The following is a 24,632-nucleotide window of genomic DNA, read 5'->3' as shown; positions in this document are numbered from 1 at the left end:
CATGATAAATACTTCTTTTCTCGGGAAAATAGCAACGGTTATAATTCAGGACTATTCAGATAAACTTGCTGAGACAACTATTATTCTGCCCAATAAAAGAGCAAAAGTTTTTTTAATTGAGGCCCTGAAAAATGAGACGAAGAAAACGATACTTTCGCCTGAAATTATTAGTATTGAAGATTTTGTACAGGACGTAGCCTCGATCCGATCCGTTGATTCAATTGAGCTTTTGTTTGAGTTCTATGAAGTGTATCTTTCTGTAACAGAGAAACAACATCAGCAGTCTTTTGAATTATTTGCCAATTGGGCAAAAACGCTTCTACAGGATTTTAATGAAATCGATCGCTATCTGTTAGATCCTTCGCACGTCTTGTCCTATTTGAGTGATATTGAAGATATCAAAAAATGGGGGATTGAAGTCGAGAACAAAACCAAACTTTTAGAGAATTATATTGATTTCTGGAAACTTCTTCCACTGTATTATGATTCGCTATACAATCACTTACTGAACAAATCGATTGGATATCAGGGATTGATTTATCGTGAAGCTGTAAACAATCTCAATCACTTTGCGAATACCGTTTCAAATCGTAGTTTCATTTTTGCAGGATTTAATGCTTTGAATGCAGCTGAAGAAAAAATTGTACAGCATCTTTTGGCTTTAGATCAGGCTAGAATTTATTGGGATGTTGATCAGACTTTCTTAAATGATCCTTATCATGATGCCGGACTCTTTGTGAGACGTTTTAAAGAAAGCTGGAAACATTATAAAGCCAATCCGTTTGAATGGATTGTAGATGATTTTTCACAGTCTAAAAACATTCAGATCATAGGGACGCCTAAAACAATTGGTCAGGCAAAATTGGCGGGTAGTATTATCGAAAATATGATCACAGAAAACCCAACTACTGCTTTAGATAAAGTGGCTATTGTGCTGGGTGAGGAGAATCTATTGATGCCGGTTTTGTATTCCCTGCCTTCTTCGGTTGGAAGTCTGAACATTACAATGGGGTATTCGGGAAAGAACAACCCATCGCAGATATTAATCGCGAAATTGTTTAGAATGCATACCAATGCGCTTTCACGTAAAGGAGAAAGTTATGTTTTTTATTATAAAGATATACTTGATGTTCTTACACATCCGTTGGTTGAACCTTATGCCAATGCCAGTAATTTGGTTCGGATTATCAAGGAGAATAATTACACTTTTATTACGCATAATCGGGTTTTAGAACTCCATTTGAATCCATCGCCATTGTTTGATCTGCTTTTTCAAAAATGGGAGAGTGGGTCGATTGCTGTTCTTGAAAATGTTTCGGCACTTTTAGTTATGATAAAAGAAAATTTCAGCAATGACAATGAGGAGGAAAAAATTGCCAAAGCTTTTGTTTATGCCGTTTTTAAAGTAATTAATAAGCTGATCAATTATTACACAAAACACAATCACATTGACAACATAGACACTTTGCATGCGATCTATAAACAGATTATTGATGTTGCTGAAGTTTCGTTTGAAGGAGAGCCTTTACGCGGACTGCAAATTATGGGGGTTCTGGAAAGTCGTGTACTTGATTTTGATACCGTAATTGTAACATCTATGAATGAAGGAAAGTTCCCGGCTGGAAAATCTCAGAATTCATTTATTCCCTATGATGTTAAAAACGAATTGGGATTGCCTACTTTTAAAGAGAAAGATGCCATTTATACCTATCACTTTTACCATTTACTGCAAAGAGCCCAAAATATCTATTTGATTTATAATACAGAAAATGATGGATTGGATGCCGGAGAACGCAGTCGTTTCATCACGCAATTGGAGGTAGAGAAACAAAAGAAGCACAACTTAACGTTTGATATCTATAATCCCGTTTTACCCACAACAGCTTATCAGCCTATGGTGGTTCCCAAATCTGATGCTGTGATGGATCGTTTAAAAGAAATCGCACTTGCAGGTTTTTCTCCTTCTGCTTTGACAAGTTATATCCGAAATCCGATAGACTTTTATTTTCAAAAAATACTTCGAATTAGGGAAGTGGAAGAGGTTGAGGAGAATATCGCGCTGAATACGCTCGGAACTATTATTCACGAAACGTTAAAAACACTTTACGAGCCCTTTATAGGTAAGTTCATATCGGAAACAGATCTCGAAAATTGTTTTAAATTATTGGATGCTGAAGTTCTAAATCAGTTTAAATTGGTTTATAAAGAAGGAGAGATAAAAAAAGGACGTAATCTTCTAGCTTTTGAAGTAGCGAAACGAAATGTCTCTAATTTTTTGAAAATGGAATTAGAATCTCTTAAAAATGGAGATGCGGTTCAGATTATAGCTTTGGAGGAAACATTTGAACGCGAATTAAATCATCCGGATTTGCCGTTTCCTGTTTTAATTAAAGGAAATGTGGATCGTATTGAATTACGCAACGGGAAAATCCGAATTATCGATTATAAGACAGGAAAAGTTGAAAAGACAAATGTTATCCTGAAATCATGGAATGGATTGACTCAGGAGCTTAAAAATGATAAAATTATCCAGGTTTTGGCTTATGCCTTTATGTTTGAAAGCAAAGCGAAAGAAATTCCCATCGAAGCAGGTATAATTTCTTTTAAAAATCTTAAATCAGGTTTTTTACCTTTCACATTCAAAGAAGATAAAGAGATTACTACCACAGTTTCCAGAGAAATTTTGAGTAATTATTTAGAGGAAATTGTATTACTGTTAAAAGAGATTTTTGACCCGACAATTCCTTTTGAAGAGAAAATAGATTAATGGTCTTTGTTCAGAATATCAATTTTTATGGTTTCCTGATGAAAAAAGCGATCTCATTTCTGAAATTATATCAAAAAGGCTCTTTTTTTAAATGAATTTTATGAAGTAAAATGTTATGATTTTTATGGAGTATGTTTCTTTTTGATGAATTTATCTACAAATTTCACTCTTTAAACAATCAAAGCATAAACTATAAATAAAAGTGATTCAGGGGCTTAGGATTAGTGCATAAAAGGAATAACTTTGCCGAAATTTTTAAAAAGAAATTTTTTAAAAAGTATAAATTTTTGCCCCCAACAAAAAGAAGAAAAGGCTGTTTCGATAATTTTTCGGAACGGTCTTTTTTTATGCTGAAGGCCGTGATCTAAGAGAAAAATTGAGATAAAACGGTTTTTAATTCCTCTTTGTTTTCAATATGACTCATATGTCCGTCTTCGAAAGAAATGAGTTCTGCTGTAGTATCATCTATCTGAGTGCGGGAGTCTTCGTAATCCAGAACAGGATCTTTTTTTCCTAAAATTAATAAAACGGGAAAAAGGTTTTGTTGTAAAAGTGCTTCCCTGTCTTTTCTGATTTTCATTCCTTCGAGTGAAGCTATAATTCCCTGTAAAGGTGTTTGGAGTGCCTGTGTTTTTACTTTTTCAATTTCTTCGGTTAATCGGATTCGGTTATTCTCACTAAACAAATTACCAATAGCCAGACTCACAAAGGTTACGTAATTTTGTTTGACTGCTTTGATAGCTCGTGTTCGGTTAAGTTTTCTCTCCGGACTATCCTCCTTTGAAGTAGAGTTGAGTAAAACCAGTTTCTGAATGTTTTTTGGAAACAATTCGGCGAAAGCCAGACCAACATAACCGCCCATCGAATGTCCGACAACAGTAGCTTTTTCAATTTTTAAATGGTTCAGAACTTCCTGAACGGCATTGGCATTGTCTTCCATCGTATGCACGTATCCCAAAGAATCCGACTCGCCGTGTCCCAGTAAATCGATCGTAATGATGCGATGTTTTTCGGAGAAAAAATCAACATAGTCTTTCCACATTTTTTTGTTTTCCAGAAAGCCGTGAAGGAATACAATTGCATTTCCAGTTCCCGAATCTGAGTATGATATTTTGGTGTTTTTGTATAAAAGCGTTTTCAAAATGAACTTTTTTTGTTGTCAGGCACAAAGTTAAGAAAGCTGAAGTAAAATATCGAGATGTGTTGATTTAATTGGGAAATCTTTAAAACGGGAATAAATTTATTTATAGCAAAATACGGTTTGTGAACGAATTAAAAATGGCTTCCATTTCTGAAAGCCATTACAAATTAAAATCGGTTATCACCATCTAAAAGATTTCCTAATCCGCCAAGAAGACTGCCTTCGTCGCGGCTGTTTCCACCAGATTTTGGTGCAGATGCAATAATGCGGTCAGCCAGTCTCGAGAAAGGCAACGATTGTATGTAAACCGTTCCGGGACCTTTTAATGTGGCATAAAATAATCCTTCGCCGCCAAAAATAGAATTCTTAATTCCGCCAATAAATTCAATATCATAATCTACATCTTTGGTAAAGCCAATGATGCATCCGGTATCTACTTTTAGAACTTCGCCTGGCCCCAATACTTTTTTAGCCATTGTTCCGCCCGAATGTACAAATGCCATTCCGTCTCCTTCGATTTTCTGCATAATAAAGCCTTCACCGCCAAATAAACCACGTCCAAGTTTCTGAGAAAATTCTATTCCGACAGAAACACCTTTAGCAGCGCATAAAAACGAGCTTTTTTGACAGATAAATTTGCCTTGAAATTCTGTTAAATCAATCGGAAGAATTTTTCCGGGATATGGCGACGCAAATGAAACTTTGCTTTTGCTATTGCCTTGGTTTAAAAATGCTGTCATAAATAAACTTTCGCCGGTAAGAACTCTTTTACCTGCGTTTAAAAGTTTGCCAAACAAACCTGAGCCTTGTTGTTGAGAACCATCTCCAAATATCGTTTCCATCTGGATATTGTTTTCCATCATCATGAAACTGCCGGCTTCGGCAATTACAATTTCCTGCGGGTCCAGTTCTATTTCAACATATTGCATTTCTTCACCAAAAATCTGATAATCTATTTCGTGTGCTTGCATAATTTCTTAATTTATTTGTTTTTAAAATTAGACTAATAATGCCGTAGAATGTTACACTCTTTAGTGAGTTACCGTTGTTTTTAAGAACATTAAAAGATTTTGTTATTTTAAATTAGTCTTAATTATGTTTTTTATTGCTTTGAATTTTATATTTTTGCAACGTTATTATATTTTATCAGAATGGCGTTAGTTAGTGATTTGACCACCAAAGTATTATTTGAAACCGAAAAAGGATACAGTTATCAATGTGATTTGACTAATAGTATAATTATCAATTTTGTTGATACAGTGTCAAGTTACAAAATTCATGATTTTTTGATTTTTCAAAGAAAGGTTAATAGCGTTGACATTCTTAACATGCTTTATGACTTATCTGACCGGTCAGACGCACAATTGATTGAAACCACTAAAAGAAATTTTTCCAGAAATCTTACTATCTGTGAAATAGTGCAGTTAAGAGATTTATTAAACGGAACTAAATTTACCCTCACTTTACATTCTATGCTTTGTAACATTGTAAACGTAGAGCTTATTTAGATTCTTACTTAGATCAAATCCAAATTTTCTAGCAGTTGGAGGAGCCTCCTTTAATTTTTGTAATTTTACACATATAAAAATTAGAGGATATGAAAGATTTATTAAGAACACGTACTTCATTAGTTGAAAGTGTAGAAAATATATTAAACTTACAAGCAAAATTAGAAAGTGACGCTTCTAACAAATATTTAGCTATGGCTGCATGGTTAGATAGAAACGGTTATGCTAATACAGCATCTTATTTGTACAAACAAGCCGAAGAAGAAAGAGAGCATTTTCTAAAAGTTTTCAAATATATTACAGATATGGGAGGGATTGCCGTTACGCCGTCTGTTCCGGAAGTACAACAAGAGTTTGCTTCTTTGAGAGAAGTATTTGAAATTGCTTTGCAGAATGAAATTGCAGTTACACAAGCAGTGAATAAAGTAATTGCAAAATGTAGAGCTGAAAATGACTATGCTACAGAAGATTTTATGATGTGGTATGTTGCTGAGCAGAGAGAAGAAGAGAAAAACGCAAGAAGAGCTTTAGAGCTTTTTGATTTGATTGATGAAAGCGAAGCTGCCGGTAAATTCCAGTTGGATGTGCAAATCGCAAAAATCGGAGAGTAATTGATATATAAAATTGAAAAAGCCCTTAATAAATTTATTAAGGGCTTTTTTCTATTTATTCATTCATCAAGCTTTCAATCTCGTCAGCTTCAATAGGAATGTTACGCATCAGGTTAAAGGGCTCTCCTTTTTCCTGAATTACTACGTTGTCCTCCAGACGAATTCCGAAGCCTTCTGCCGGAATGTAAATTCCCGGCTCAACGGTAAAAACCATATTGGCCTTCATTGGTTCGTGAAGCAATCCGTAGTCGTGCGTGTCCAGCCCCATATGGTGGGACGTTCCGTGCATGAAATATTTTTTGTAAGCCGGCCATTCCGGATTTTCGTTCTGAACATCGGCTTTGTCGATCAAACCTAAACCTAATAATTCAGAGGTCATCACTTTTCCTACTTCTACATGGTATTGTTTCCAAAGCGTTCCCGGAGTCAACATTTTTGTAGCTTCGTTTTTCACTCTTAAAACAGCATTGTAAACTGCTTTTTGTCTTTCGTTATACCTTCCCGAAACCGGAATTGTACGGGATAAATCGCTTGAGTAGTTGGCGTATTCGGCAGCAACATCCAATAAAATTAAATCTCCTTCTTTACATTGCTGGTTGTTTTCGATGTAATGCAAAACATTGGCATTATTTCCCGAAGCAATAATTGGCGTGTAAGCAAACCCTTTAGAACGGTTACGGATAAATTCATGAATCAATTCCGCTTCGATTTCATATTCGGTAACATTTGGTTTTACAAATGATAATAATCTACGGAAACCTTTTTCAGTAATGTCACAAGCTTGCTGAATCAAGTCAAGTTCTTCGCTTTCTTTTACAGAACGAAGGCGTTGTAAAATCGGGTTGCTTTTGGCTACATTGTGTGCCGGATAATGTTCTTTCCACCATTTTACAAAACGAGCTTCACGGGTTTCTGTTTCAACAGTCGCACGGTAATGTTCGTTAGTGTTAATGTACATTGTATCAGCATAAGTCATCATTTCGTTCAAAATCTTATGAAAATCCTGTAACCAATACACTGTTCTGATTCCTGAAACCTGAAAAGCACGTTCTTTAGTCAGTTTTTCACCTTCCCAGATCGCAATGTGTTCGCTGGTTTCTTTCAGGAAAAGAATTTCTTTTTGATGCTCGTAAGGTGCATCCGGAAACAAAAGTAGAATACTTTCTTCCTGATCTACACCACTCAGATAAAAAATATCTCTGTGCTGAGCAAACGGTAAAGTACTGTCGGCACTAACCGGGTAAATGTCATTGGAATTAAAAACGGCAACTGAATTAGGTTTCATTTCTGCCGTGAATTTTTTGCGGTTTTTTACAAAAAGAGCGCTGTTTATTTGGTGATATTTCATAATAATTCGGTTTTTGAACTTCGAATTTCAAAATTACGTTTTTTCAGCAAACAGCATGAAATTGATTTCTTAAAGTTTTATTATTTGTTTTTGTATTTTCCTGAGGTGAAGTGAAAGGATATGATAACCGCAAAGGGCGCTAAGGTTTACGCGAAGTACGCTGGGTTTCTTTTCTCGCAAAGTCGCAAAGCCGCAAAGTTTTTATTTGTTTCTGTCTTCCTGAGCGAAGTTGAAGGATTATCGTAAAGGGCGCAAAGGAAGTTGTAACAAATTTTTATTTTATTCTAATTTGTTTCAAAAGCTGTAACATTTTTTTTAAAATTTTAATTTTGTTTCAAAATGTGTAACAAAATATTTTTAGTTAATTTTTTGTTACGAAAACTTTGAAATGCATAAAGACTCACTAAAACAAAAAGAGAGATCTTCGCAAGTAGCTCGACAAAGATTGATAGGTATAAGGTTTGTCATTCTGAGGAACGAAGAATCACACTCGTAACTCGGCAAAGATTGGCAGTTTTGTTTCACGCAGATTTCGCAGATTCTGCAGATTTTTTCTTTTGTACATTTTGTCTTAATCACAATCTTGTCATCTCGACGGAGGAGAGATCTTCGTAAGTAGCTCGACAATGATTGACAGGCATAAGCTTCGTCAATGAAATATTGCGAATTGTAGTAATTTAGAACCTCAATAATGGAATGTCCCTCCATGTCGGGTTTTCGATTATATCTTTTATTCCATTCTATAAAATGATACCACCTATTATTCTTTACGCGAGAAAGATGATTTAGAAAATTAAATATCATTGAAATTGTACTGTTAAAAACTATTACTTTAGCAAAGTAACTAAGGTTTAAAAATGAAAGTTAAATCCTCATGAATTTGTAAATAATTAAAATAGAATGAATAAAAAAATTGTAAATTTTGCATGGTTGCTTGTATTGGCAGGTGTTTTAATATTAATAGGAATGTTTATTAAGTCTTATAGTGATGGTTTTAGAATTATAAATGCTGATATAGATTTTACAACTACAGGTCAATTTGGGGATTATATAGGAGGGGTCGTAGGTACTTTTTTTGCATTAGCAGGAACATTATTGATTTTTTTAACTTTCAAAGAGCAGGTGAAACAAAATAAAATAGAAGGATTTGAATCAACATTTTTTGAGATGGTCAATCTGCATCGAGAAAATGTAAATCAAATGAATTACACTAAGCTTGATTCAGGTGTAATGGCAACTGCACATCATCGAAAAGTTTTTCGACTTATTTTTAGAGAGTTTTTAGAATGCTATAGAGAAGTGAAAAAATTTTCAAATTCAAAAAATATAGATGATTATATTTTACCGAAATATAAACGAAAACTTCAAGGAATAATAGATAATAATAATAAGAAAATAGATTTATTGGAACTCATAATAATTGATATTGCTTATAATATTGTTTATTATGGAATAGGAGAAGAAGGAGAGATTTTTCTAAGAGAACGATTTAAAAAAAAATATAACCATTTTTATTTTTATAGGATTCTTAGATTTATAAAAATTAAACCTAAAAGAGAGAATGATGATAGATGGCGTAAATGGGAGGGACTATTAAATCTTCCTTATAAAAAATTTAAAGAAGTTAATGAAGAGTTTTATCTTTATAGGAAACATTTAAATATTGATGATCTTTTAAGCGAAACTAAGAATCTTATTTATGAAGTTGAGTATTCAAAATATTATGGAGGTCATCAACATAGATTGGGGCATTATTTTCGTCATCTTTTTCAGAGTTATAAATATTTAAATTATAGTTTAGATATTGAAGATAAAGAGAGAAAGTTTTATGGTAAAACATTAAGAGCTCAATTATCAACATATGAGCAAGCTTTGTTATTTATTAATAGTTTGTCAAGTTTAGGGATGAAGTGGGAGTTGACTCCAGAGAAAGATTTGCTTCTTAAAAATGATAATATAGAAAAGTGTAATTTGATTTCGCAATATAATTTAATTAAGAACCTTCCAGGGTCTCATTTTTTAGGGATCAGATATAAAGTTTATTATCCAAAGGTGAAGTATGAAACTGATGAAAATTAATATGGATTTTACAATTTGATAAAAAACCGAAGCCAATCAGCTTCGGTTTTTTCATTTATAAATAAGTTTCTATTTCAGCAGTTTCTCCAAAAGAGCTACTTTTTCTCTTTCAGCTTCAACCAATCTTTCGTAAAGTTTTTTATTCTCTTCAAAAGCCTCAAGGAGTTTATCTAACGGATTAAAAGTGCAATTGTTATGATTGATGGTAGAAGAGGCATTATCGTAAGTATTCCCCATAATATTAAAAACTGCCTCATCAGAAAAATTTCTGATTACTTCGGCAGGTACACCTAAAGCTTCAGCGATCTTCTTTAATTTTTCGTCGTCAACGCTTTCGCTTCCTTCAATAATAGAGATAGATTGTTGGGTTGTACCGATTGCCTGTGCAAGAGCTTCCTGCTTCATATCTCTCAATTCTCGTATTCGGCTTATGTTTCGGCCGATATGTTTTGGTTTTGCTGTGCTCATAATTCAAAGATATTTAAAATTCTTTTACATTTTTGGTTTAGGTAGAAAACAAATACAAGTTTGTGTGTTACAAATATGGGAACTATCACGGGTAGTAAAAATACAACTTTTCTGACTATTTTTGATTTTGATTGCAGAATTGTGTAATCTTGGTATTCAAAAAATCAACTTCGATTAATTATAAAGTAGCAATGCAGACTCCCAATTTTAACCTTATCACCATAGCAGAAATAAAAAAGAACTATCCCTTTTTAGTAGAAGATGAAAAGTTCGATTATTTTGAGGATTGGGAAGACGGCGATTATTTTGTAGTTGCCAATGGCGAAGTAAACTTTGAAGGGAATTTTTGTCTGGATCTTTACGAAGATAAAGAGAAAAAAGGACTGGCTATTTTGTTGAATCTTCCAATAAAAAGGATTGAGGAAATAAGAATTGAAGGTGTATTGATCGATGGTGATCTCTTTACAACCGGATCTATTATCAATGCCGAAGGTGATTATGGACCGTATGTTTTCATAAGCGGAAATGTGAATTGTCAAAGTTTGTTATTAGGCGGGGCCAATATTCAGATAAATGGAAATGTAGTGGCTAAAGAAGTGGTTATGACTTTTTACAATCATGGCAGTTTTAATTGCTCAGGTTTAATAGAAGCGCCCGTTTTTATAGTGACAGATCACAATACAACATTTTCAGAAAGAAAAAATAAGCTGTTTTATTATAATGACAGAGTTGATGATACGGAGCCCCAGAATGAATGTGAATATGACGACGAAACCGATGAGGAAATTATGTCAAAAGAACTTCGGAAATTATTGGAGAATCCGCTGATCGAAACATTTGAAGAATTAGAACGGGATTTGGCAAGAGGAGAATTAGTGCTCCAACAAAATAATCCTCCTGTAAAAACTTATGAATACTGGCGGGAACGTGTTTTAGGAAATTATAGAGATCTTAAATTGGTTCCGAAAGAATTTAAAACGGAAGAACTCTGTACTCTGGCGTTGAATATTACGTTCCATGCGTTGCCGTTTGTTCATCAGGATTTAGTAACGGCTGAACGCTGCGAAAAATTAGTAACTAAAGATGGTTTTGCCCTTCAGGTTATTCCTGATGAACTGATCACAAAAGAACTTTGTTTTAAAGCTGCCCAAAGCGGTACAATGCTGCGATTTATTCCGGAAGAATATTATTCAGAAGAATTGATCGTATTGGTTTTTAAAAACGGAAAACACGAACCGGATATTAATGATGTTCCTTCTGAGTTTATTACAGCTAGTCTTCTGATAGAATATGTAAAAATTGGAAAAGGTCTTTGGCTTGACAAAGCCTGCAAACAAAGCGGAATTGATAAAGGAATGGTTTTAAAAGAAGTGATTGATTCAGGAATTCAATATTTAGAGAATATTTTTGGGAATCATTTTAGTAAGGAGACAGTTGAATATGCTTTTTCTGTTCATAAAAATCAAGGGGAGTGGAACAATTACGTTCAGAAATACAAGGTTAAATTTGAGCGTCTTGGTTTGAATGAATATTTATTCTGATAAAATGAATGAACTTATAATTGATAGTAAAGGAATTAAAACCGATCATTATTTTATACCGCCTTTTGAGTTAAGAGAAGGAGAATTGGTTATTATTTATTTAGGAGGAGGAACTCATTTTAATGATTTAAAGGAGCAGTTGGTTGCTATTTTTACGGGAAAAGCACATCATGAGAATGTGAAAGTAATAAAGGCACTGACTTTTGCAGCACCAATCGAAGAATCATCATTAAAAAGAATATTTAATCCGATGAGTGTGTGCGGGTATTTAAAAAGAAATGCAGATCTAAAAAACGCAGTACCAAGAATTTTTGAAGTCGATAATTTTACTAAAAAAGACAAAATAAAGAAACTTGATACCAGTGAGAAAAACGACTTTCATTATGTGCGGTTTTTTCAAAAACAAAATATGTTTCTTTTGACCTGAGAGGAGAAGGAGCAAATTATTTTAAAAAAAACATATCAATTTGCTAAAGACGAAATTAAAAATGATAATACCGCTATTTTAATAGATTGGTCTAATGAATTAAAAAATGATTGTTCAAGATTTATAACGATTGAATGGTTAGCAGATTCTGAAGAGTTAAAAAAGGTCTTTAATAATGGTGGAAAGCTTTCTCCAATGTATTAACGAATGTTGTTTGGTAATTTATTAGATTATGGAGTTAAATATTAAAATCAGAAAAGTAGAAAAACAGGATTTAGATTTTGTTTACCAAGCGATAAACGAACTCGAAAATGAAGTTTTAGATTTTGAAGTTTTTAAGGAAATATTCGAAGAAAATATTTCAAACCCGAAAAATCTTTATCTAATTGCCGAAAACGAAACTGAAGGTTTAGGCTTTATTAGTTTTCATACCCAAAATCTTTTGCATCATTGTGGTTTGGTGGGCGAAATTCAGGAGTTTTTTATTCATCAAAATTATCGCGGGAAAGGCATTGGAAGGCAACTAATAAATGAGATTTTGCAGTATGCCGATCGGAACAATTTGAAAAGTATTGAAGTTACGACCAATAAAAGACGGGTTGAAAACGTGTTTATTTACGAAAATCTTGGTTTTGGTTTAACGCACAATAAGTTTACGATTTATAAGTAAGCATTTTGGCGATGAAAAAGACTGAGTATAAAAAAACTGCTATTTTGTTGATAGCAGTTTTAATAAATTGAGGAGTATGTTGTTAAGATAGTCCGTATTCCATGCAAGTACTGTTTGATGCTGTTTTATATAAATACCAGCCACATGAGTTTTGTCCGATAGGAGTAACTTGTTCACCGTTGCATAAAGGATATGCGATACATTTTCCGGTACCGGCATTAATGGATTTTAATTCTTCTTTGGTTAATTTTTGGAAGTTTTTCATAAATGGTTTTTTGTTTTTTTGATTTTCCTACTCTATAAGTTTTTCGGATACCACTTTGATAAAAATATGAATTATTTTTAAATAAATACTTACAAAGGAAAGTTTTCGATTCGGAGTAATTTTTACTTGATGAAAGTTGGGTAAAAGTTTAATATTGTAAATTAATAATTTGCGTAAAGAAAAAATGCAGCAATTAAATACGTCCATAAAACATCATTTGATAGTTGGCGCACTACTTAGTGTTTGGCTGTTTGTTTTTGCTTTCATCATCAGACCATTTGACGACGGAACAATAAATTTTAAATCATGGCTTTTAATTAGTTTAGGCTTTAGTGTTTTGGCATTTTTATGTTATTCAATTGTTGGATTTGTTCAAAAGAGTATTTACAAGAAGATATCCAAATGGAGCGTTAGTTTAGAAATCGCAAGTATAGTTTTCTTTTATTTGATTTATCTTTTTGGAGCTTACACCTATTATAAAAGTCCAATTTTAAACGGAGGATATACTTTTACAGCATTTTTCTCGATTATTTTTATCAAAGTCGCCCTGATTTTAACTCCTGTAATTGTTTTGGCACGACGTTATTTGCTTAAACTGATTCCGATAAAAGAGGATTTTTTGGTTATTAAAGGAGAAAACAAATTAGATGTTTTAAAAATCAAAAAAGCAGATTTGGTTTGTATTTCGAATGCACAAAATTATGTCGAGATCTTTTATTTGGAAAACAATCAGCTTCGGACAAAATTGATTCGTTCTTCACTCAAAAAAGTACAGGAAGATTTTGATTTTTTGCTTCAAATTCATCGTTCGCATTTAATAAATCCATTGCATTTTAAATCTTGGAGCGATCAAAATACGATTGTACTAACCCAAATTGAACTTCCGGTTTCTAAGAGTTTTAAAGGAAATTTATTAGCCTTGTAAATTTCGTACCTAAAACGCTATGTTTTGTACCTAAGTCAGTAAAATAGGTGTTTAAGCTGGTTTTTCGTTTTAGTTTTGTCTTCTCAATTTTTACAATAAATTATGAAAACGAAACATTTTTGCCTCATTGGACTGCTCTTTTTCGGGAGTAGTTATGTACTATTTTCTAAAGTTTTGCCAGACATTCAAAGTCCAATCGATTTTGCACATTGGTTCAATCTTATCGGAGCTTGTTTTTTAGTCTCATTCAATAATGTTTTTCCTAAAAACAAGTTGAATACTGCAGCCTCTTTTATAACAACGTTGGGAGTTATTGCGCACATTGGTCTTTGTACGATTGATTTTATAATGTCTAGTTTTGGGGATAATGATACCGCCGGAGAAGTATTAAGCATCCATATTAGTAATACACCTTTGGTTTTATATCCGTTTATTATTGTTGGACCTTCGTTGCTTTTTATAGGTTTGGCGATTCATTCTTTAAATTTTATAAGAACTCATTTGATCTTTGTTTTAATGGTTGTTCTTGCTGCGCCTACAGTTGGTTTTTCATTTTTCGTTTTAAAAAATGGTGTTTATATGTTGTTGAGTTGTATTGTTTTTCTGTTAGGATTAGGTTTGCTTCTTTATAGAAAAGAAAATCCAGAAACAAATGGAGTATAAGACAATTGGGAAAGAGTCTTCTGGTAGATTAGAACTTCTGTTTTAATTCATATCTTCGCTTTCATCTTGTATAAAAATGAGGATAGAAAAAGCAAATACAACCGATAGCGAAATTCTAACACAAATAACCAAAAAGTCAAAAGCTTATTGGGGATATTCGGCAGAACAAATTCAAAATTGGGAGGTGAATCTTACTATTTCTCCAGATTATATAAAAGAACATGATGTGTTCAAATTGGTAAAGGATAAGGTAATAATTGGTTATTATTCTTATCTTTTTGAAGATGAAAAGAATGTAAAAATGGATAATTTATTTATATTGCCTGAATATATAGGGAAAGGTTTTGGTAAATACCTGTTTCTCGATTTTTTAAACCGAATGAAAGAGGCTGAAATTCAAACCATTCAACTCGATTCAGAACCAAATGCTGAAGGTTTCTACTTAAAAATGGGGTTTGTAAAAATCGGAGCATTCGAAACTTCGATAAAAGACAGGTTTATGCCCATTATGAAAATGAAATTATAATAAATCAAATTAAAATTGAAAAACTATACAAAATACCTGCTTTCGCTCTTTCTGGCTTTTGTCGTGATTGTGAATGATGGTGTTTTAGTTTCTCCCTCAAAATCGGCAGATTATTATCAATCTTCGTTTGTAATTCTGAGAGCTGAGTTAGATTTTTCTAATTCTCGTTTATATAAATTTATTCCATCTGCTTCACGGCTAAGGACGAAGTTTTCGGTTGTTTTAAAGTATCTCGATTTAAGAGATGTTTTTAGTCTTCAAAGTAGAGGAGCTCTAAATCTTCAACTATTTCTTTTTCAAAAAGTAAGTTCGTTTATAAAGCAGTCTGTTTTTGTAAATGAAATGATGACTTCGGGCAACTTCAGAGAAGGTTTAGGCATTGTTTAAGGAATTTATTTTCCAATTTTTTTGCCGTTTCAGGGCATAAAATAAAATGTAATGTCTAATTCATTTATCATTTACCAAATGTATAAACCTAATAAAACACGTTTAGAGCAATCTAAGCGACCACTTCATTGGATAAAAAGAAAATTTATAGTAATACTAACTGCTTTCATGCTGGGAATGTCACACGGAATGAATGTGCATGATGAAGCTCTTAAAGGAAATCAAAACTATACAGAACAACATAAGAAGGACTGATTTGTTATTTAACCGCAAAGTGCGCAAAGATTTTGTCTATTTAATGTCTTAAAAACGCAATGTTCGCAAAGCTTTGTGTTTATAAGCCGTACTAAACTTAGCGAACATTGCGTAAATCTTAGCGCTCTTTGCGGTTAAATCTAAAAGTTAAGTTTAAAAAAAAACCGAAGCAGTTTGCCTCGGTTTTTTATTGGAATTTGGAATTTAAAAAGTTTGGAATTTTACTTAATCTATCCACTTATAATATCTCGCCCCAATCAAATTTGGGATCTCTTTTTCGATTCGGTCTAGAGTCCATTCGTTTTTTGGAGTTCTGACGCTTTGTTTTTGTTCTTTTTTGTGAAGGCTTTCGTAAATATTGAAATCAATTTCTACACTTTCTTCCAGATTTTCAAAAAGCTTCACATTTTCCAGTGCAGCTTTCCATTCCGGCTGGATTGTACCTTCAAAAACTTTTGATTTTGATCCGCTTCCGTAAGCTAAGAATCCAAATTGAGTTCCGGCGATTTCTTTATTGGTGTCATAAAAATGAGCCAAAGTCGATAACAATCCCATGAAAATAGAACCCGTATAAAGATTACCAATTAAAGACGAAGCCAATTCAGCAGGTTGTAATTTCTCGGTGACAAAATTTCTATATTCTTCAGATTTTGCAACTTCCTTAATTTTAAGCTGATAATCTGCAGACTCAATGTTTTCTGAAATGATTTTTTCGGCACTGTCTAAAGCGTAAATTTCAGATAACATACGTCGTCCCTGAAAAGAATAGGGAAGGTGCATGATGATGCTGTTCCAGGAATTGTATAAAGTTTCTGTAGTATTTTTTAGTTTTTTAAAGGAGAAATAAGCATTACGGGTACGATCCATATAACATTGGTTGGAGTACTGGCCGTCGAAAACCGGTTGGTCTTTATGGATTTCTATTTCGGCTTCTAAATTATCAAACCAAAGATCGTTGTTGGTGTTTTTGGTGATTTCTTCTTTAGAGAGGGTTCGGTACGGTTTAAAGAAGTCAAAAACTCCTTTTGTGCTGGTTGCCCAGTTTTCGTCAAAAGCGATAATTCTGGGGTTAGAAGTCACTAACATTGCAACTGCTCCGGCACCCTGGGTATATTCTCCGGTAGAGTTTAAATCGTATTTGGCAAAATCGGTTGTTACGACAATTGCTTTTTTGGCTGGATTCAATTTTACGAAGTCAATACAGTTTTGCAAAGCGTCAACACCACCAATACAGGCAAAAGTAAAATCGACTACATCACATTCCGCCAAAGTATCTTCGCCAAATTTTTGCTCCATCAAACTAATTAAAAAAGAACTGATCGGTTTAGAACTGTCGATACCACTTTCAGTTCCAACATAGATCCTGCTAATTTCGTTTAGGTTGATATTATGGTCCAGAATAAGTTTTGTTAAAGCATTGGCGCCAAAAACTACCGGATCCTGATGAACATCGGGTAAAGTCATTTTAATTAGTCCAAGGCCTTTTTCTAATTTTTCGGGTTCAATATTTCTGGCAGTCGCCAAAGTTTTTATAGGTAAATGTATGTTGGCTACATCAAAAGAAATAGCGTCAATTCCTGTTTTCATTGTCATTTTTTTTGAAGCCGATAAAGGTAAAATTATGCTCTTAAAATTCCCTTGTTTTCATTCAATAAAATTAGGGCTCGCTTTACTTTTGAGGAAAACAGAGCAAAAAGGGGTGAAAAATAACAATTTGGTAATTATATAAAAACTAGGAATTCGTTAAAATCACTTGCGAAAAATTTCTATTTTCTTGTTTTTAAATAATTTGCAATAATATCACCGAAAGCTCTTTAAAATCATTATAAATAACAACGAAATGGTTGTAGTTCATGTCTAATTGCTTTATTTTTGTCTAATTTTTTAAAACAAACTACTTTAACACTTATGGCACAATCTGCACTATTGAATGCTTCCATCTTAAAGAAAGTGGCTATGGCTCTTTCGGGAATATTCTTAATCACGTTTTTAGCGCTGCATGTTTCCTTAAATTTTATTTCTATTATTAGTGAAGATGTTTTTAACGAAGCTTCTCACTTTATGGGATACAATCCGCTGATTCAATATGTAATGCAACCTGTTTTGGCAATCGGAGTAATTTTCCATTTCGTAATGGGATTTGTATTGACTGCTCAAAATAGCGCAGCAAGACCAATTGCTTATGCAAAATACAACGGAGCTGCTAATGCTTCTTGGACTTCGAGAAACATGATTATCTCAGGCTTAGTTATTTTGGCTTTCTTAGGATTGCATTTCTATGATTTTTGGTTTCCTGAAGTTACTTACAAATATATTGCAGGTACAGCACCGGACGCGACAAGATATTATGGAGAGCTAGTGCATAAGTTTCATGATCCAATCCGCACAGGTATTTACTGTATCTCATTTGTGTTGTTAGGATTTCACCTTTGGCACGGATTCAGTTCATCTCTTCAATCCGTTGGGATGCACAATAAGTATTCTCGATTCTTAAGTAAAGTTGGTTATGGATTTGCGGTTGTAGTACCGGCACTTTTCGTTATCATCGCATTATTTCATCATTTCAATAATTAATATCAATTATAATGGCATTAGATTCAAAAATTCCAAATGGTCCAATATCGGACAAATGGACAAATTATAAAGATCATATTAATTTAGTAAACCCTGCTAACAAACGTAATTTAGATATTATTATAGTTGGAACAGGTTTGGCTGGAGGTTCTGCTGCGGCTACTTTGGCTGAGTTAGGATATAACGTAAAAGCTTTCTGTTTTCAGGATTCACCACGTCGTGCACACTCTATTGCTGCGCAAGGTGGTATCAATGCTGCAAAAAATTATAAAGGTGACGGTGACTCTGTTTACAGATTATTTTATGATACTGTAAAAGGAGGTGACTACCGTGCACGTGAGGCAAACGTTCATCGTTTGGCTGAAGTTTCGGCTAATATTATCGACCAGTGTGTGGCTCAAGGGGTACCATTGGCTCGTGAATATGGTGGATTATTGGATAACCGTTCTTTTGGAGGAACTTTGGTTTCCCGTACTTTTTACGCACAAGGACAAACCGGACAACAATTATTGTTAGGAGCTTATTCTGCAATGAACCGTCAGATTGGTCGTGGAAAAGTAAAAATGTACAACCGTCACGAAATGCTTGACATTGTAATTGTTGACGGAAAAGCGAGAGGTATTATCGCTCGTAACCTTATCACAGGAGAAATTGAAAGACACTCTGCTCACGCGGTAGTAGTAGGTTCAGGAGGATACGGAAACGTGTTTTTCTTGTCTACAAATGCTATGGGAAGTAACGCAACAGCAGCTTGGAAAATACATAAAAAAGGAGCGTTTTTCGCGAATCCTTGTTACACACAAATTCACCCAACTTGTATTCCGGTTTCAGGAGATCACCAGTCAAAATTGACTTTGATGTCTGAATCGTTACGTAATGACGGTCGTATTTGGGTTCCTGCAAAATTAGAAGATGCGAAAGCAATTCGTGAAGGAAAGAAAAAAGCAACTGATTTATCTGAAGACGAAAGAGATTATTTCTTAGAAAGAAGGTATCCTGCTTTTGGTAACTTAGTACCTCGTGACGTTGCGTCTCGTGCTGCAAAAGAAAGATGTGATGCCGGTTTTGGTGTGAACAAAACAGGAGAAGCGGTTTACTTAGATTTCGCCGCTGCTATTAAACGTTACGGTGCTGAGGCTGCTCACGTAAAAGGATTGAATGAAAATGACAGTGCTTTAGTAACTAAATTAGGAACGGATATCGTAAAAAGTAAGTACGGAAACTTATTCCAGATGTACTTGAAAATTGTTGATGAAGATCCTTATGTAACGCCAATGATGATTTACCCTGCGGTTCACTACACTATGGGTGGTACCTGGGTTGATTATAACTTAATGACTACCATTCCGGGATGTTTCTCAATCGGAGAATCTAACTTCTCTGATCACGGAGCAAACAGACTTGGAGCTTCTGCCTTAATGCAAGGTTTAGCAGATGGTTATTTTGTATTACCTTATACTATCGGAGATTATTTGGCTCCGGATATTAAAATGGGACCTATTTCTACAGATTTACCAGAATTCGTAGAAGCAGAAAAAGGAGTAAAAGATCAAATCGAGAGATTTATCAATAATAAAGGAACTCATTCTGTAGATTATTTCCATAAGAAATTAGGGAAAATCATGTGGGATAAAGTAGGTATGGCTCGTAATGCAAAAGGTTTAGCCGAAGCTATCGAAGAAATTGCCGCTTTACGTGAGGAGTTTTATAAAGACGTAAAAGTACCTGGAAGTGCTAACGAATTTAACCAGGAATTAGAAAAAGCAACTCGTGTTGCCGATTTCTTAGAATTGGGAGAGTTGTTCGCAAAAGATGCTTTACACCGTAACGAATCTTGTGGAGGTCACTTCCGTGAAGAGTATCAAACAGAAGAAGGTGAAGCACTTCGTGATGATGAGAACTTTGCGTACGTTGCAGCTTGGGAATACAAAGGAAAACCAAGTGACGCAGTATTACACAAAGAACCTCTGGTTTACGAAAACATCAAATTAGTACAACGTAGTTATAAATAGGGTTTAGTCCAAAGTCCTAAGTCCAAAGTCTTAAAGTATTAAGCTTTCGATTTTTGACTTTATGACTTTAGACTTTAAGACTTTTAAACTTATAGAAAATGAAACTTACATTAAAAATATGGCGTCAGAAAAACGCCCAAGATAAAGGAGGGATTGTTGAATATCCTATTGACGGAATTGAACCGGATATGTCTTTCCTTGAAATGCTTGACGTTCTTAACGAACAATTGATCAATAAAGGAGACGAACCGGTAGCATTTGACCACGATTGTCGCGAAGGAATTTGCGGAATGTGTTCTTTGTTTATCAATGGAGAAGCACATGGACCAGACAGAGGAGTTACTACTTGTCAGTTGCACATGCGTATGTTCAAAGATGGTGATACGATTTTTATCGAGCCATTTAGAGCAAAAGCTTTCCCGGTAATTAAAGATTTAGTAGTTGATAGAAGTTCTTTTGACAGAATTCAACATGCAGGAGGATTTATCTCTGTAAATACTTCAGGAAATACAATTGATGCGAATACAATTCCTATCAACAAAGACGATGCAGATAAATCTTTTGATGCTGCAGCTTGTATTGGTTGTGGAGCTTGTGTTGCAACTTGTAAAAACTCATCAGCAATGTTGTTCGTTTCTGCAAAAGTATCTCAATATGCTTTATTACCGCAAGGTAAAGTTGAAGCAGTTGACCGTGTTTTAAATATGGTTCACCAAATGGATGCTGAAGGTTTTGGTAACTGCACAAATACCGGAGCTTGCGAGGTAGAATGTCCTAAAGGAATCTCTCTTGAAAATATCGCACGTATGAACCGTGAGTATTTAGCAGCAAGTTTGAAAGGATAATTTAAAACGTATCTTTTTAGTTATATAAAAAAGCATCCGCTATATGGCGGATGCTTTTTTTTTGTACTATTTTCACATCATATTAATATATAATACTTATAACAAAATTATTAAATGAAAAGAATTTTACTGTTTATTATGCTGGCTTTCAGTGTTAAAAATTATGCGCAGGTTGCTGTTTCTCCATCTTATAGAGGGGCAGATGAAGAATTTGAGAATGGAGAATTGGAGAAATTTAAGAGTACAACGACGATTTTTGTTTTGCCTCAGTTAAATAGCAAAGAATCATATGAAAAAATTTTAAAAGAAGTTTGGACAGTTACCCCTTTTAAAGTGGTGGAGTATAAAGACTTTAAAGAGTTAGATTACCTGGATGGAACTTATTCATTTGCAAAGCTGGAAGGAGATGTAAAAGTAAGTTCAAAGGGAGGTGTATTTGTTCATACTAATTTAGGATTAAAAATTTTTGATAAAGAAAAATTTGATAAAGGGTTTAAAAAGATAAAACCTGATGCTAAAAATTACGATATAAAAGTGAATGGTGTTTATGAGGGGGCTACAAGCTACATCGCAAAATTTCCCCTTTCTGTTAAGCCTGCTTTTCTGCTTGACGCCATGAAAGCACTAACTAGTGAAAAAGCAGCTATTATTTATAACCGAATGTATACTGAAAGCAGTTTTACTAATACTAACCTTGGAATGTTGAAGAATTATTTTCAGAACATTAATGAGATGATAAGTAAAGGAGGGCATTGTGGACTTTATGATGATTATGTAAATCCAGAGGTGAAAAATTTAAAAGAAAGCACCCTTTATATTCCTGAAGCTTATATGATGGAATTTAATTCTTGGAAAGGTACAGAAAAACTTAGAGACGAAAAAGATCTTAAAGAGTTGGTAGAAGATTATAAATATAAATTTCAGTTTATAAGAGACGAGGATCTGGAGAAAAAGATTTTGAATAATGAGGAGATTTATTATTTGAGATACGTAAGTATGAATGCAAACAAATATCTACAAGTTGTAAATGCTAAAACAGGTTTGCCGGCTTATTATTTTTATGGTATTGCTACCTATAATTTAAAGGATAATGATTTTGAGAGAATCAGTAAGGCTGTTTCCAAATATAGTTCGAAATAATACAAAAATGCATCCGTCCAATGGCGGATGCATTTTTTATATCCTTATTCGTAATAGAATTGCGAAGCGCTTATTTCCTGTTTTTCTTTTCCTTCGGGCTGGATGAAACAGTTTAAAGTGGTTCCGCCTACCTGATCAAAATAGCTGATGTTGAACTTGTGAAACCCTTTTTCAAGTTTTACGGCTCCGTAGGCCTCGTTGAGCCAATGTATTCCGTCGTTATTTACGATCAGTTCATTGTCGATAAAAAGCTTTGACCCGTCGTCTGAGAGCGTTGAAAAGGTATAATTTGCAGTTTCCGGTACGTAAATATATCCGTCGAATTTTAGGCCAATATAGCGCTCTTTTTTCGTTTTCCACTTTTCACTGCTCACAGTGCCTTCAAAGATCCCCGAATTCACAGGTTTTGCTAATTCTAAGTCCTGAACCTGCTGAAATAAGGCTCCGATAAAGTATTCGTATTTTAAACCTTGTTTGGTCGGTTTTACAGCTAAAGCAGGTTTTAAATCAGGATTTCGGAGTATAATTTTATTAATAGAGCTTTTTCTTCCGCTTGGGCTAATCTGAACTGTTTTTACGATTCTGAATTCTCCTTTTGGAACATGTATCGTGACAGGTTTTTCATATAGGTTTGCGGTTTCATCGGGGTTATAGCCATCGATGGTATAAAAAATTTGTCCGTTTTTGATGGTTGGTTTTAGATCCAGGGTATATTTTGAAGTGATTAAAGCGGTTTCGTTTGCTCCAAACGGTGTTGGTACTTTGTATAATCTTTTCTGTAATTCCAGTTTTTCTAAATGATGAGGCATGCGATTCAGAACAAAATTATCGTAATTTTTATTTTGTGGTGCTGTCCAGGCAGTTTCTGCCAAAGCAAACATTCGGGGATAAAGCTGATAGTTTAATTTGGCAGGACTCGTTAAATATTCTGACCATAAATTAGACTGTACACCCATGATGTATTTTTGTTCGTCAATCGTTAAACTGTCCACCGGAGTCGGGTTGTAGTTGTACATTTTTTCGACCGTGACTAATCTTCCCACTGTTAAAGGTTCATTTGGAGAATACGCCTGGTTGTAATCCAGATACAAAATGTGCTCCGGATTCATGATGACAAAATGTTTTTGTTTGGCTGCGGCAATTCCGCCCGATTCTCCACGCCAGGACATTACTGCTGCGTTTGGCGTTAATCCGCCTTCGAGCATTTCGTCCCAACCAAGAATTTGTCTTCCATTATTGTTCAGGAATTTTTCGATTCTGGTGGTAAGATAAGTTTGTAATTCGTGTTCGTTTTTCAATCCTAATTCTTTGATCTTTTTTTGACAGTTTGGACATTCTTTCCATCTGGCTTTTGGGCATTCGTCACCACCAATGTGAATGTATTTGCTAGGGAATAACGCCATGACTTCGGTTAAAACATCTTCCAGAAAAGTAAAGGTTTCTTCTTTTCCTGCACAGAAGATATCTTCAAACACTCCCCAGTATTCAATAACTTTATAAGAACGATCAGGAAAACAGGATAAATTTGGATAAGCAGTAACAGCTGCAGTGGCATGTCCCGGCATTTCGATTTCGGGGATCACATTGACATAATGTTCTTCAGCAAATTTTACCACGTCCTTGATTTCTTCTTGAGTATAAAAACCTCCGTACGGATTTCCGTCAAAAAAGTAAGGGAATCTCTCGAACTTGTTTCCTACGAGAGTCTGCGCTCTTTTGGAGCCTACTTCAGTTAGCTTAGGGTATTTTTTGATTTCAATTCTCCAGCCCTGATCGTCAGTTAAATGCCAATGAAAATTATTTAATTTATAACTGGACATCTGAGCGATAAAATCTTTTATAACGTCAACACTAAAAAAGTGACGGCAAACGTCTAAATGCAGACCTCGGTAATCGTATCTCGGTTCATCTTCTATGGTGACACAAGGAAGTTTTATTTCCTGACTTTTGGGTTTGTTCGGAAGCATTTGCAGTAAACTCTGAACCGCATAAAACAATCCTTCTTCGCTTCCGGTAACGGTTATTTTTTTAGGAGTGATGGCAATTTTATACCCTTCTTTTTTTAGAGAGGAAGCAGGATTTTGTGTTATGAATACAACATCGATTGTGCTTTTTTTGTTTGCTGTGTTTGCGTTTATGGCAGACTCCAACAGCTTTGCCGTTTTTTGTTCTTTAGCGCTGTATTTATTTTTCTCAAAAAGCACTTTAATTTGCCCGTTAAAACGAATACTGTCTCCGGTGGCTTTGTAGAAATTGGGAGCCGGAATGATCGAATTATTATTTAAGGAAGTCTGGGCGCTTCCAAAAGAATAACAAAATAGTAAAAGAATAAAAATATTTTTTCGCATGATTACTTTTTTGGTTTGTTAAACAAATGTAAGGTTTGTTGGGTGATTTGCGTTTTTTTTGCAAATGCTATTTGTATTTAAAAGTCTTTATAATAGATGAATTAACGTTATTATTACACTGTATTCTAATTT

At 34.2% G+C, this 24,632-nt stretch carries 22 protein-coding genes; 15 read left to right on the top strand and 7 right to left on the bottom strand.

The window, feature by feature from the left end; all coding sequences use genetic code 11:
* Position 1 precedes the first annotated feature (1 nt).
* Entirely contained in the window at positions 2-2,767 is a 2,766-nt protein-coding gene (locus B0A80_RS12090; RefSeq protein WP_089077434.1) for a PD-(D/E)XK nuclease family protein, read from the top strand.
* A 364-nt stretch (positions 2,768-3,131) separates the two neighbouring features.
* Here the strand turns inward: B0A80_RS12090 and B0A80_RS12085 are convergent, their stop codons facing one another.
* A complete protein-coding gene (locus B0A80_RS12085; RefSeq protein ID WP_089077433.1) occupies positions 3,132-3,908 on the bottom strand; it encodes an alpha/beta fold hydrolase in 777 nt (258 codons plus the stop codon).
* Positions 3,909-4,075: 167 nt separating this feature from the next.
* Positions 4,076-4,879, bottom strand: coding sequence for a TIGR00266 family protein (locus B0A80_RS12080; RefSeq protein ID WP_017497688.1), 804 nt, complete (start codon positions 4,877-4,879; stop codon positions 4,076-4,078).
* A 180-nt stretch (positions 4,880-5,059) separates the two neighbouring features.
* Between B0A80_RS12080 and B0A80_RS12075 the strand changes: the two genes are divergently transcribed.
* The gene (locus B0A80_RS12075) at positions 5,060-5,416 is read left to right on the top strand and encodes a hypothetical protein (RefSeq protein WP_017497689.1); all 357 of its coding nucleotides are present in this window, start codon (positions 5,060-5,062) and stop codon (positions 5,414-5,416) included.
* Between the two features lie 89 nt (positions 5,417-5,505).
* Positions 5,506-6,027, top strand: a complete 522-nt coding sequence (locus B0A80_RS12070) for a ferritin (protein WP_017497690.1) — start codon at positions 5,506-5,508, stop codon at positions 6,025-6,027.
* A gap of 55 nt (positions 6,028-6,082) precedes the next feature.
* Here the strand turns inward: B0A80_RS12070 and B0A80_RS12065 are convergent, their stop codons facing one another.
* Entirely contained in the window at positions 6,083-7,375 is a 1,293-nt protein-coding gene (locus tag B0A80_RS12065) for an aminopeptidase P family protein (RefSeq protein ID WP_089077432.1), read from the bottom strand.
* Positions 7,376-8,275: 900 nt separating this feature from the next.
* Between B0A80_RS12065 and B0A80_RS12060 the strand changes: the two genes are divergently transcribed.
* Positions 8,276-9,454, top strand: coding sequence for a putative phage abortive infection protein (locus tag B0A80_RS12060; protein WP_089077431.1), 1,179 nt, complete (start codon positions 8,276-8,278; stop codon positions 9,452-9,454).
* A 69-nt stretch (positions 9,455-9,523) separates the two neighbouring features.
* On the opposite strand, the gene B0A80_RS12055 is transcribed toward B0A80_RS12060, so the two are convergent.
* Complete coding sequence (locus tag B0A80_RS12055) at positions 9,524-9,922, bottom strand: helix-turn-helix domain-containing protein (RefSeq protein ID WP_089077430.1); 399 nt, start codon at positions 9,920-9,922, stop codon at positions 9,524-9,526.
* Between the two features lie 149 nt (positions 9,923-10,071).
* Between B0A80_RS12055 and B0A80_RS12050 the strand changes: the two genes are divergently transcribed.
* From B0A80_RS12050 to B0A80_RS12040, 3 genes are all read left to right on the top strand, one after another.
* Positions 10,072-11,463: a polymer-forming cytoskeletal protein gene (locus B0A80_RS12050; protein WP_233430741.1), complete on the top strand. Its 1,392-nt coding sequence runs from the start codon at positions 10,072-10,074 to the stop codon at positions 11,461-11,463.
* Between the two features lie 4 nt (positions 11,464-11,467).
* Positions 11,468-11,890 carry a hypothetical protein gene (locus B0A80_RS12045; RefSeq protein ID WP_124020571.1) on the top strand — a complete coding sequence of 141 codons (423 nt, stop codon included), beginning with the start codon at positions 11,468-11,470 and terminating at the stop codon, positions 11,888-11,890.
* Positions 11,891-12,122: 232 nt separating this feature from the next.
* Positions 12,123-12,560, top strand: coding sequence for a GNAT family N-acetyltransferase (locus B0A80_RS12040; RefSeq protein WP_089077428.1), 438 nt, complete (start codon positions 12,123-12,125; stop codon positions 12,558-12,560).
* An 82-nt stretch (positions 12,561-12,642) separates the two neighbouring features.
* On the opposite strand, the gene B0A80_RS12035 is transcribed toward B0A80_RS12040, so the two are convergent.
* Positions 12,643-12,825, bottom strand: coding sequence for a bacteriocin-like protein (locus B0A80_RS12035; protein WP_017497699.1), 183 nt, complete (start codon positions 12,823-12,825; stop codon positions 12,643-12,645).
* A 184-nt stretch (positions 12,826-13,009) separates the two neighbouring features.
* On the opposite strand from B0A80_RS12035, the gene B0A80_RS12030 reads away from it, so the two are divergent.
* The 4 genes from B0A80_RS12030 (at position 13,010) to B0A80_RS12015 (ending at position 15,326) form a co-directional block, all read left to right on the top strand.
* Positions 13,010-13,750, top strand: a complete 741-nt coding sequence (locus tag B0A80_RS12030) for a LytTR family DNA-binding domain-containing protein (protein WP_089077427.1) — start codon at positions 13,010-13,012, stop codon at positions 13,748-13,750.
* Between the two features lie 102 nt (positions 13,751-13,852).
* Entirely contained in the window at positions 13,853-14,413 is a 561-nt protein-coding gene (locus tag B0A80_RS12025) for a hypothetical protein (RefSeq protein ID WP_089077426.1), read from the top strand.
* A 76-nt stretch (positions 14,414-14,489) separates the two neighbouring features.
* Positions 14,490-14,939 (top strand): GNAT family N-acetyltransferase, encoded by a 450-nt coding sequence (locus B0A80_RS12020; protein WP_089077425.1) that lies wholly within the window; start codon positions 14,490-14,492, stop codon positions 14,937-14,939.
* A 15-nt stretch (positions 14,940-14,954) separates the two neighbouring features.
* Entirely contained in the window at positions 14,955-15,326 is a 372-nt protein-coding gene (locus B0A80_RS12015) for a hypothetical protein (protein WP_089077424.1), read from the top strand.
* 480 nt (positions 15,327-15,806) lie between these two features.
* On the opposite strand, the gene B0A80_RS12005 is transcribed toward B0A80_RS12015, so the two are convergent.
* Positions 15,807-17,168 (bottom strand): hydroxymethylglutaryl-CoA synthase family protein, encoded by a 1,362-nt coding sequence (locus tag B0A80_RS12005; protein WP_089077471.1) that lies wholly within the window; start codon positions 17,166-17,168, stop codon positions 15,807-15,809.
* A gap of 321 nt (positions 17,169-17,489) precedes the next feature.
* Here B0A80_RS12005 and B0A80_RS12000 point away from each other — a divergent pair, with 321 nt between their 5' ends.
* The 4 genes from B0A80_RS12000 (at position 17,490) to B0A80_RS11985 (ending at position 22,152) form a co-directional block, all read left to right on the top strand.
* Entirely contained in the window at positions 17,490-18,155 is a 666-nt protein-coding gene (locus B0A80_RS12000) for a succinate dehydrogenase cytochrome b subunit (protein WP_017497708.1), read from the top strand.
* Between the two features lie 11 nt (positions 18,156-18,166).
* Positions 18,167-20,167, top strand: coding sequence for a fumarate reductase/succinate dehydrogenase flavoprotein subunit (locus B0A80_RS11995; RefSeq protein WP_089077422.1), 2,001 nt, complete (start codon positions 18,167-18,169; stop codon positions 20,165-20,167).
* A 98-nt stretch (positions 20,168-20,265) separates the two neighbouring features.
* A complete protein-coding gene (locus B0A80_RS11990; RefSeq protein WP_017497710.1) occupies positions 20,266-21,012 on the top strand; it encodes a succinate dehydrogenase/fumarate reductase iron-sulfur subunit in 747 nt (248 codons plus the stop codon).
* 114 nt (positions 21,013-21,126) lie between these two features.
* Complete coding sequence (locus B0A80_RS11985; protein WP_089077421.1) at positions 21,127-22,152, top strand: hypothetical protein; 1,026 nt, start codon at positions 21,127-21,129, stop codon at positions 22,150-22,152.
* Positions 22,153-22,196: 44 nt separating this feature from the next.
* Here B0A80_RS11985 and B0A80_RS11980 read toward each other — a convergent pair whose 3' ends face one another.
* Positions 22,197-24,500, bottom strand: a complete 2,304-nt coding sequence (locus B0A80_RS11980) for a family 20 glycosylhydrolase (RefSeq protein WP_089077420.1) — start codon at positions 24,498-24,500, stop codon at positions 22,197-22,199.
* Positions 24,501-24,632: the final 132 nt, after the last annotated feature.

The organism is Flavobacterium tructae, from assembly GCF_002217475.1.
Lineage (GTDB): Bacteria > Bacteroidota > Bacteroidia > Flavobacteriales > Flavobacteriaceae > Flavobacterium > Flavobacterium tructae.
Note: the sequence above shows the minus strand (reverse complement) of the source record. Positions and strands in the feature narration are given on the sequence as shown.

Excerpts from the sequence above, each read along its gene's own strand:
- B0A80_RS12090 (WP_089077434.1), top strand. The coding sequence starts at position 2 with ATGATAAATACTTCTTTTCTCGGGAAAATAGCAACGGTTATAATTCAG.
- B0A80_RS12080 (WP_017497688.1), bottom strand. The coding sequence starts at position 4,879 with ATGCAAGCACACGAAATAGATTATCAGATTTTTGGTGAAGAAATGCAA.
- B0A80_RS12075 (WP_017497689.1), top strand. The coding sequence starts at position 5,060 with ATGGCGTTAGTTAGTGATTTGACCACCAAAGTATTATTTGAAACCGAA.
- B0A80_RS12070 (WP_017497690.1), top strand. The coding sequence starts at position 5,506 with ATGAAAGATTTATTAAGAACACGTACTTCATTAGTTGAAAGTGTAGAA.
- B0A80_RS12065 (WP_089077432.1), bottom strand. The coding sequence starts at position 7,375 with ATGAAATATCACCAAATAAACAGCGCTCTTTTTGTAAAAAACCGCAAA.
- B0A80_RS12060 (WP_089077431.1), top strand. The coding sequence starts at position 8,276 with ATGAATAAAAAAATTGTAAATTTTGCATGGTTGCTTGTATTGGCAGGT.
- B0A80_RS12055 (WP_089077430.1), bottom strand. The coding sequence starts at position 9,922 with ATGAGCACAGCAAAACCAAAACATATCGGCCGAAACATAAGCCGAATA.
- B0A80_RS12045 (WP_124020571.1), top strand. The coding sequence starts at position 11,468 with ATGAATGAACTTATAATTGATAGTAAAGGAATTAAAACCGATCATTAT.
- B0A80_RS12040 (WP_089077428.1), top strand. The coding sequence starts at position 12,123 with ATGGAGTTAAATATTAAAATCAGAAAAGTAGAAAAACAGGATTTAGAT.
- B0A80_RS12035 (WP_017497699.1), bottom strand. The coding sequence starts at position 12,825 with ATGAAAAACTTCCAAAAATTAACCAAAGAAGAATTAAAATCCATTAAT.
- B0A80_RS12030 (WP_089077427.1), top strand. The coding sequence starts at position 13,010 with ATGCAGCAATTAAATACGTCCATAAAACATCATTTGATAGTTGGCGCA.
- B0A80_RS12025 (WP_089077426.1), top strand. The coding sequence starts at position 13,853 with ATGAAAACGAAACATTTTTGCCTCATTGGACTGCTCTTTTTCGGGAGT.
- B0A80_RS12020 (WP_089077425.1), top strand. The coding sequence starts at position 14,490 with ATGAGGATAGAAAAAGCAAATACAACCGATAGCGAAATTCTAACACAA.
- B0A80_RS12005 (WP_089077471.1), bottom strand. The coding sequence starts at position 17,168 with ATGAAAACAGGAATTGACGCTATTTCTTTTGATGTAGCCAACATACAT.
- B0A80_RS12000 (WP_017497708.1), top strand. The coding sequence starts at position 17,490 with ATGGCACAATCTGCACTATTGAATGCTTCCATCTTAAAGAAAGTGGCT.
- B0A80_RS11995 (WP_089077422.1), top strand. The coding sequence starts at position 18,167 with ATGGCATTAGATTCAAAAATTCCAAATGGTCCAATATCGGACAAATGG.
- B0A80_RS11990 (WP_017497710.1), top strand. The coding sequence starts at position 20,266 with ATGAAACTTACATTAAAAATATGGCGTCAGAAAAACGCCCAAGATAAA.
- B0A80_RS11985 (WP_089077421.1), top strand. The coding sequence starts at position 21,127 with ATGAAAAGAATTTTACTGTTTATTATGCTGGCTTTCAGTGTTAAAAAT.
- B0A80_RS11980 (WP_089077420.1), bottom strand. The coding sequence starts at position 24,500 with ATGCGAAAAAATATTTTTATTCTTTTACTATTTTGTTATTCTTTTGGA.